This window comes from Nocardia sp. NPDC050799 (assembly GCF_040654015.1).
Lineage (GTDB): Bacteria > Actinomycetota > Actinomycetes > Mycobacteriales > Mycobacteriaceae > Nocardia.
Map to the genome: position 1 here is coordinate 1 of NZ_JBFAHF010000075.1, position 8,699 is coordinate 8,699.

Genomic DNA, 8,699 nt, shown 5'->3' on the forward strand with positions numbered 1-8,699 from the left:
ACGAAAACCCCACACCGTTCGTCTGGACAAAGACCTCCGACGAAATCCTCGAACGACTCGCCTCATATTTGCAACGAATTCCCGGCGCGGGACACCAGGTTGGCGGTTCCACGAAGGTGTCCCGTTCATCGAGCGGCGGCCGCTCTCATGGTTCCCGCCGCGTCAAAACGTCGGCGGGACACCACTGCAGGGTTTCGACGGTAGCCGCGCCGATCTCCGGTGGGTATCGCGAGGTGCACAAAACCGATCCACCCGCCTGTCATGGATCGGCCCAGGCACAGAGCAGGCCGGGCACGGTGGCGGTGGTGTCGAGGCCGGCGGTCTTGGTGCGCATCGAGATGGCGTCGCGGCGAAACCCCGGCGCGGGGGCGAGGACGAGGTTGAGATCCACCAGGACCGGGGTCGGTGGGTCCAGGACACGCCGCAGGGGCGGGGAGTCCGGTGAGCCGATCTTCGTCGTGTGTGAGATCGATCCCGACGAAGACCGGTCGGTAGTGGAGTCGGTCGATGACTCCGCTGCAGGTCGGTACCCATTTTCGATGCCGTTGGGGACGCTCGTTCGCGTCGAGCCCAGCGGATAGGGATCCCTGGTGCCCATATGGGCACCAGGGATATGTGGTCGGTGCCGGTTCGACCGAGTGGTTCCTGCTGGCGGGCAGGAAACGTGGAACGCCGCCGGGTGGGTGGGCTCCGTGGCGTTCTGGTCGAAGAGTCGACGTCTGACAAACGCCTCTCGGCGAATGGTCGCTCGTAGCGACGGAGTGCGCGGGCCGGGGCTGTCCGGACGTCGACATCGGTGTTCAAGGCGGGATCGGTGGGGCTGTTCTGGTGAGTTCTGTGGTGCGGGTGACCTGGTCTCGGGTCGTGCCACCTGTTGGGCCGATGGGGTCGACCGCGGCGCTCTCGGCGGCTGCCGTCGGCGATTGCAATTCGGCCGGTTTGCTTCCTTTTGTTGGACGTAGGACGACGGCGGTTAGGCCACCGGCTCGAACTCGCCGGCCCTCCAGGTCTTGTCGAAGAAAGGCTGCAGCGGGCTGTAGCAGCGCAGAATGGCGAACCAGCCCTTCTCGGGGTCGGTCTGGATCCAGTTGCCCGCGGCGACTCCGTCGGGACGGGTGGGCGAGCAGTACACGACGGTGGAGCCGTCCGCCTCGGCCTCCGCGGCGGGTGAGGGGAATGCCTGGCTGCCGGCGCGGGGGTAGAGCTGCTCGGTCTGCAGCAGGGAGCGGGTCTGGTTGTCGTAGAGGTTCAGCGACCAGAAGCGGGCGGCCGGGATGTCCTTCGGGAGCCGCACCCGGTAGGTCTTCGCCCCGTCGAAGGGTTGACCGTCGGCGTCGAGGTTGGCGACCAGGTACTGCGACCCGACGCCGGTCAGCCGCATACACATGGCCGGGGTGATGGCGGTGGCGGTGTAGAACATCGAGGTGCGGGAGTGCAGTCGGCGGGCGCCTTTGTTCGGGTAGGGCTCGACGCCTTCCGGGGTGATCTCGGGCGGAGGGTTGGTGAACTCGAACCCGCCGACGAACAGCATGTTCCACCACGCGGTGTCACCGTCGTAGTAGCGGAAGCCCTCGGTGGGGGACGCACCCATCCCCAGTGTCCGGGACGCGGCGTTGCCTACGGCCGCGGCGTCGTCGAGGATCTTCCGCAGCCGACCGTCGGGCGCGAACTTCTCGTCCTTGACGATCCCGATAGCGGCGAACTGTCCGGCCAGTTCGGTGTCGAGCGCCGCGGCCGACTCGAGTTGCACCAAGGCGTCGAGCATCTCGAAGTGGCCGAAGTCGTTGGGCGGGATGGTGTTCATCGCCAGACCGGTCCCCTCCACGAACCGGGGGCTGTGCGGAGTGGCCGGCTTGCCGAGTGGGCCCTTGCCCGTCAGGTAGGCGCCGATGCTGCTGCCGAGACCGCCGGGGGCGTAGGGGTAGATCTTCAGCTGTTCTTTGATCCGGGCCACGGTCGGGGCGGGATCGTTGCCGGGGTTCTCGTTGATGAACGCCCGGCCGATCAAGGTGATGTGGTCGGTGCGCGAGTGGCGGATGTAGTAGCCGCCCTCGGGCAGCGGCCCGTCGTAGCCGGGGCCGACCAGGAGGTAGGTGCCGCCCTTGCCGCGGTCCGCGCCGGGGAGGCCGAAGTCGCTGATCCAGCGGAACCATAAGTCGTCGAAGAGGCCCAGAACATCGGACGGTGTCTCGAACACCAGCGGTCCCTGCGACAGGTCGTGGAAGGACCAGAAGTAGACGGTGTCGGCGTTCCCGGTCAGAAACAACGACCGCGAATCCATCAACTCGGAGAAGATCAGCACGTCGCCATCCGCGATGCCGGCGTCCTGGAACCCCTTCCGCAGGGCGAACACGGACACCCCCTGGATGGTGTTCATGAACGTGTCGACGCCGTGCAGGTAATCCAGGTGGTCGCGCAGCGTCGCCGCGGTCTCACCCTTCGGGTAGCCGTCGGCGAACTCCAGGGTCCCGATCCCGGTCTTCACGCTCGACGCTGTCGTGATCGCGCCGGGCACGGGCGTCTTGGCTGCAGCGTCGGGTGGCATTGCGGTTCCTTCCAGAGGTTCTACGAACATCGGCCCGCGCAGTAGTGAACTCGGGGCAAACCTAGATGAGGGTGTGTTCGTTCTCTTCACCTGATCGGGGTGAGATCGCCCCGGAGGGCTTTCATCCCCGTCGGGTCGCTACCGCAATCGACGTAGTCAGGTTGTGCACATACGGGTCGGACACAGATCGGACTGTCCGGCTTGTCGCAGGGACCTGGTGTGACAAGGCGGTCGTATCTGGCGGCGTTCGGATCGGTGTGTGGCGCGAGCCGCCTTCGCGGTGCGGCGATCGCCCCGGGAGGTGAATGTCTGCGGCGGCGCTGTGGGCCACACCTGTGGGGTTGGTCAGACGTTGGTCTGGTAGTGCTGGGTGGCGGTGTCGATGGTCAGGCCGGAGCCGAAGTGGGGGCCGCCGCCCACGTTGTAGACGCCGGCGATCCGTTGAGGGTAGGAGCCGGCGGTGATGATGGCTTCGGACCAGGGGTCGAGGTAGGACAGCAGTTCGTCGAGGTCGTCGCCGAGGGTGTCGAGCAGGGGGCGTTCGAGTTCGTCGGTGCGGACTTCGATTTCTTCGCGGAATGCGCGGCCGGCGTCGGTGAGTTCCTCGTCGCCGGTCATGAGCCCGCGTTTTGCGAGTCGTTGGAAGCCTGCGTCCATGTCGGTGGTGGTCCAGCCGCGTGAGGGTGTGTAGGAGCGGGCGGGCAGCCCCCACCATTGTTCGGTCAGCAGCAGTATTTCGACGGCGTCGGCGCCGCCGACCGCCCAGGTGATGACGTGGCTGTCGCCGCGGTGTTCCCGGACCAGGTCCGCGGCGCGCCACAGGGCGCCGATCGGGTGGTCGGGGAAACCGAGCGAGCGTAGTCCGCTGTGGATGGGATGGCCGGGCCGGGGGGCTGCCGCGGCGGCGCGGCGCAGCAGGTCGGTGGCGCGGGTGAGGCCGTCGGGGTGTTCGCCGAAAACGCGGGTCAGCATGGCGGTCGCGGATTGTTCGCGGGCGGTGAGGATGGTGTCGCGGTCGGTGATCTGCCAGCCGGCCGCGAGGTCGGGTACGACGGCTTGCGGGTTGAAGCAGCCGAACGCGGCGGCGGCGACTTCGCCGGGGATGTGCCCCATGCAGGCTGCGCGGCTGGTGAAGTATGCCGTCATCTCCGGGCGGGCGACACCGTCCTGGGTGACGGGGCTGGGGTCGAAACCGAGGGCGGCGTAGGCCTGGTGTGCTTCCGGCGCGAAATACACCCCGGCTGCCAGGGGCTCTACCGCGTTGCGCAGTCGACGGGCGCGCTCACAGAAATCTGTGGTCATCGAATTTCCCCTTTGGCTCGGTGCACCGCTGTTGTGGGGGACTGCGGCGAACAGTCCTTCTCCGAGCGTGGCTCACACCGTGCCGGATATGCCTCACCCGCCGTGGGTGAGGCACGGGCCGCCACCGGGGGAGAAGGCTGGGGCGGATAGGGCGCTGGCGCCGGCCGAACCGCAGTGACACAGGGGTGCCCGCGCCGGTCGGCCGGCCTGCATCGCCCCGCCCCGGATCGAAGGGATTACCCAGAGATGAGCATCGATCATGAGACCGCTCCGGCATCGATAGCCGTTCCCGACGTCCTCGAGACCCGGCTGGGGGCGCTGGAATTCACCGACGGTGCGCCGAGCCGTGACACCGTGGACAAGGTCTATGACAACCTCGATCTGATCCGCGGGGTCGAGGTCTTCCTCAACGCTTTCCAGGGTGCGTCGACCTGGGCGCTGCGTGAAGGTTTCCGCAGTATCGGCGCCGAGGACAACACCGTCGTGATCTTCTCGGAGCTGATGGACTCCCAGTCGTTGTTCCTGACCGCCAACGCCGACACTGTCTACTACGTGGGCGTCGTCGATCTCACCGGCGGACCCATGGTGGTCGAGACCCCGCCGATGGCACTGGGCATCTTCGACGATATGTGGTTCCACTGGATCATCGACTTCGGTCTGCCCGGCCCCGACCGCGGCGAGGGCGGCCGATTCCTGCTCGTTCCCCCCGACTACGAGGGCCCCCTACCGGACAGCGGCTTCCACATCGGGCATTCGGGCACCCGCCAAGCCATCATTCTGGGCCGGTCGTTCCTGCAGGACGACGACCCGAAGCCGACGGTCGAGGTGATCAAGAAAACCCTGAAGATCTACCCCTACACCCCGGGCGGCTACGGCACCAGCGTCGCGACCCTGCTGGAGGGCGAAGTCCCCGCAGGCAAAGGGTCACAACCGCCGGAAACACGGTTCGTGGAGGCGAGCGGGAAAGCGTTCAACACGATTCCCCCCTCCGACTTCGGCTTCTACGAGCTGCTCAACGCCATGGTTCAGGAACAGCCCGCGACCGCTACCGACGCCGAAACGTTGGGGCAGTTGGCTGCGATCGGCATCGTGAAGGGCCGGCCGTTCGCGCCCGACGCGCGGATGCGCAAGATCCTGGACGAAGCCGCGGCCATCGGTCACGCGAGCGCCCGGGCACTGTTGTTCGACGCCCGCGACTCGGAGGGGGTGCGGTTCTACCCGGACTCGGCGTGGACGAACATGCTGTTCCCGGGCGGCTACACATTCGAGACCCCACCGCCGCTGGTCACCGACAAAGGCATCGAACCGTTCCCGCGCGGCGGGGCACGGAAGTTGAACGTGCGGACCTTGTTCTTCTACGGCTTCACCGGTATCTCCCCCGCAATGTGCATGCGGCTGACCGGTATCGGGTCGCAATACCTGGTCGCATACAAAGACAGCGACGGCACGTACTTCGATGGCGCCCAGTCCTACACAGTGACGCTGCCACCCGATATCCCCGCGGCCCGGTTCTGGTCGATCACCCTCTACGACAACCAGACCCGCTCGATGCTGCAAACCCCGCAACGCTTCCCCCGTTCGGGCAGCCAGAGCTACCCCACCCCGGCCGCCGCCCCCGACGCCGACGGGACGACCACGATCCACTTCGCGCCCCAGAAACCCGACGGTGTCGGAGACGGGAACTGGATCCAGAGCGATCCCGACAAGGGGTTCTTCGTGATCCTGCGTCTCTACAGCCCGCTGCAGTCCTATTTCGACAAGACCTGGCAACCCGGCGAGATCCACCGAGCCCGATAAGGCGGCGGGCAGGTGACGTGGGCGCTACCCGCGATCGCCGCGATACTGCTGGTCTTCGCGGCGGTCTCGGGTCGTATCGCGGGTACGCCGGTCACCGCGCCGATCATCTTCACTGCCGGTGGTCTCGTACTCGGGGGCGTGGCGGTGGGGCTGATCGATGTGGAAGCCACCGCCGAGACGGTGAAACTGCTGGCCGAGGTGACGCTGGCGTTGGTGCTGTTCTCCGATGCCTCCCGGGTGCGCTTGACCGAGTTGCGTGCCGAGATCTCGCTTCCCGCCCGGCTACTCGGAATCGGTCTGCCGTTGACCATCGCGGCGGGTTTCGCCGTCGCGGTGGTTGTGCTCGGTGACCTGGCCTGGCCCGAAGCGCTGCTGCTCGCGGTGATCCTGGCCCCCACCGACGCCGCCTTGGGGCAGGCGGTGGTCACCCTACCGGTTCTCCCGTCGCGGGTGCGGCAGGGTCTGAACGTCGAAAGCGGCCTCAACGACGGGATCTGCGTGCCCTTGTTCCTGATCGTGCTGGCCGTCGCGCAGGCCGAATCCGGTGCGATCGGCCACGGCGCCGCCGCCGAGCTGGTCGCCGAACAGATCGGCTACGGCATCGTGGCCGGCCTGGCTGCCGGGGCGATAGCCGCGACGGTGCTTGTCACTGCCCAGCAGCGTCGCACGATCGACCCGCTGTGGGCGCAGATCGTTCCCGTCGCGGCCGCCGCGCTCGCCTATACCGTCGCCGTGCCGCTGGGCGGGTCCGGTTTCATCGCGGCATTCGTCGGTGGATTGGTCTTCGGGACGATCCGCCGCCGCAACGCCGACGACACCGACGAATCGGGGCTGCTCGACGGGTCCGGTGACCTGTTCAACGCCGTAACCTTCATCGTCTTCGGTGCCGTGCTACTCGGGCCCGCCCTCGGCCACTTGTCCTGGGCGGTACTGGGCTACGCGGTGCTGAGCCTGACCGTAGTCCGGATGGTCCCGGTCGCGCTGTCGATGATCGGCACACACCCCCGTGTCCCGACCCTCGCCTTCCTCGGCTGGTTCGGGCCTCGCGGGCTCGCCACCATCGTGTTCGCCATCCTCATCCTCGAAGAACACGAACAACTGCCCCACGAACAACTACTCCTGACCACCGCCATCGCCACGATCGGGCTCTCGGTCCTGGCCCACGGACTCAGCGCCGCCCCCCTGGCCGACCGCTATGCCACCTGGGCACGCCGCCACCCCCGAAGCGAGGAACAGCCGGCCCGGGAAACCGGATGAGGGGGTGCCCGGCCCGGCACCCCCTCATCCGCAGTCGGTGCCGGCCGCGGCCTGCCCCTACATTCCCTTCGCGGCCTCTTGCAGAGCCCGGTCGATGTCCTCGGGTGCGACGCCGAGTTCCTCGGCGGTCTCCTTCTCGGCTCTGGTCACCGCTTTCTGGATTGCTTCCTTGACCTTCAGCTCGCCGACGACGACAAGGCCGGCCTGACCGGGATCGATGAAATCACCGAGCTCCTCGGCCCTCGCGCGTGACATACCTTTGGCGAGGTGCCCGCTCACGCCTCCGACGAGGCCGCCGAGGGCCGCCGAGGCCAGGACGGCCGGCGGGAAGATCACACCGAGGACCGCGCCCGCCGCGATACCTCCCCACGCACCGTGACGCGTCGCGGTCTCGTCCTTGTTCGCGTGCACCTTGCCGGCCGCGTCCTTGGTGACGACCGCCGCGTCATAGGAGCCGACCAAACCTCCGGTGTGCAAGTCCTTGACGACCTGGTAGTCGGCTCGGGCCGTGGCCTCATCCGGATATGTCGCGAGGTAGATGAATGTTTCGTCGCTCTTGCCCATCGTGTCCTCCCTCAGGCGTGCGCGCGGCCGGTCGACCACAGAACAAGACTTCTCACCCGCCAGCACCCGGTCATCACCCGCGCAGGATGAAATCGAGACGTGATCCGGCGGTTCCCCACCCCGCCGGAAGTCATGCTCGAAGGCCGAGTCGGCCTCGCCGGCGAGATGGCCCGCGTCGGCGAGGCGGTTCGTCGGCGCGGCCTCACCCGTCGCGGGTGAGGCCGCACCTAGGATCGAGCTCGTCGACAGGCCGGAAACATCGACGAGAGTAGGTAGCGATGAGTTCGGTATCTGCGTCACCGGCAAACATGCCGAAACCGGCGATGCCGCGCGCGGTCACCGTCCTATTGGGCGCGGCGAGCCTGGTCGTGGTCCTCACCGCGATGAAGGCGTTCGCCGAGATCATCGGCCCGGTCTTCCTCGCCCTGATACTCACCGTCGCGGTGCAGCCGCTACCCAACGCACTGCGACGCAGGGGTTGGCCAGGTTGGCTCGTCACGATCGTCGCGATCCTGGCCGTGTGGGGGATCCTGCTGGTCCTCGTCTTCGCCCTGGTGTTCTCGATCGCGCAACTATCGACCCTGCTGCCGGAGTACTCCGACAAGTTCGACGAACTCGTCGGCAACGCACGCTCCGCACTGCAATCACGCGGCATCGGCTCCGACCAGGTGCAGCAGATGTTCACCGACATCGACATGTCCAAAGTGGCCGACCTGGTCGGCGTGATCCTGCAAAGCACCCTCGCGGTCTTCTCGAACCTGTTCTTCGTATTCGCCCTGCTGTTGTTCATGTCCGCCGACGCAGCCACCTACACCTGGCGACTGAACACACTGAACCGGATACGCCCCGACATCACTTCGGCATTCACCTCCTTCGCCCACAACACACGCAGCTACCTAGTGGTCTCCACCGTGTTCGGCCTGATCGTCGCCGTGATCGACGCCGGCGCACTGTGGCTGATGGGCATCCCGCTGCCGATCCTGTGGGGGCTGCTGTCGTTCATCACCAACTACATCCCCAACGTCGGCTTCGTCATCGGAGTGATCCCACCCGCGCTGCTGGCCCTGCTCGACGGTGGCCCGGTACTGATGCTGTGGGTGATCGTCGTCTACAGCGTGATCAACGTGATCATCCAGTCTGTCATCCAACCCAAATTCGTCGGCGACGCAGTAGGACTGACAGTGACGTTCACATTCCTGTCACTGGTGCTGTGGTCATGGGTGCTCGGACCGCT

Annotated in this window: 7 protein-coding genes; 3 read left to right on the forward strand and 4 right to left on the reverse strand. The window is 66.8% G+C overall.

Annotated elements, in window-relative coordinates; translation table 11 throughout:
- Positions 1–259: 259 nt before the first annotated feature.
- From AB0H42_RS35100 to AB0H42_RS35110, 3 genes are all read right to left on the reverse strand, one after another.
- On the reverse strand, positions 260–391 hold the full coding sequence (locus AB0H42_RS35100; RefSeq protein ID WP_357064047.1) for a hypothetical protein: 132 nt from the start codon (positions 389–391) through the stop codon (positions 260–262).
- A 582-nt stretch (positions 392–973) separates the two neighbouring features.
- Positions 974–2,545 (reverse strand): DUF1254 domain-containing protein, encoded by a 1,572-nt coding sequence (locus AB0H42_RS35105; protein ID WP_357064050.1) that lies wholly within the window; start codon positions 2,543–2,545, stop codon positions 974–976.
- A gap of 345 nt (positions 2,546–2,890) precedes the next feature.
- Complete coding sequence (locus AB0H42_RS35110; RefSeq protein WP_357064053.1) at positions 2,891–3,847, reverse strand: hypothetical protein; 957 nt, start codon at positions 3,845–3,847, stop codon at positions 2,891–2,893.
- Positions 3,848–4,093: 246 nt separating this feature from the next.
- On the opposite strand from AB0H42_RS35110, the gene AB0H42_RS35115 reads away from it, so the two are divergent.
- Both AB0H42_RS35115 and AB0H42_RS35120 read left to right on the forward strand, forming a co-directional pair.
- Positions 4,094–5,644, forward strand: a complete 1,551-nt coding sequence (locus tag AB0H42_RS35115) for a DUF1254 domain-containing protein (RefSeq protein ID WP_357064055.1) — start codon at positions 4,094–4,096, stop codon at positions 5,642–5,644.
- 12 nt (positions 5,645–5,656) lie between these two features.
- Entirely contained in the window at positions 5,657–6,901 is a 1,245-nt protein-coding gene (locus tag AB0H42_RS35120) for a cation:proton antiporter (RefSeq protein ID WP_357064057.1), read from the forward strand.
- Between the two features lie 57 nt (positions 6,902–6,958).
- Here the strand turns inward: AB0H42_RS35120 and AB0H42_RS35125 are convergent, their stop codons facing one another.
- Positions 6,959–7,765, reverse strand: a complete 807-nt coding sequence (locus tag AB0H42_RS35125; protein ID WP_357064059.1) for a DUF1269 domain-containing protein — start codon at positions 7,763–7,765, stop codon at positions 6,959–6,961.
- Between AB0H42_RS35125 and AB0H42_RS35130 the strand changes: the two genes are divergently transcribed.
- Positions 7,744–8,699 (forward strand): AI-2E family transporter (locus AB0H42_RS35130; RefSeq protein WP_357064062.1); only part of this gene is annotated, 956 nt, incomplete at its 3' end. The genes AB0H42_RS35125 and AB0H42_RS35130 overlap by 22 nt on opposite strands.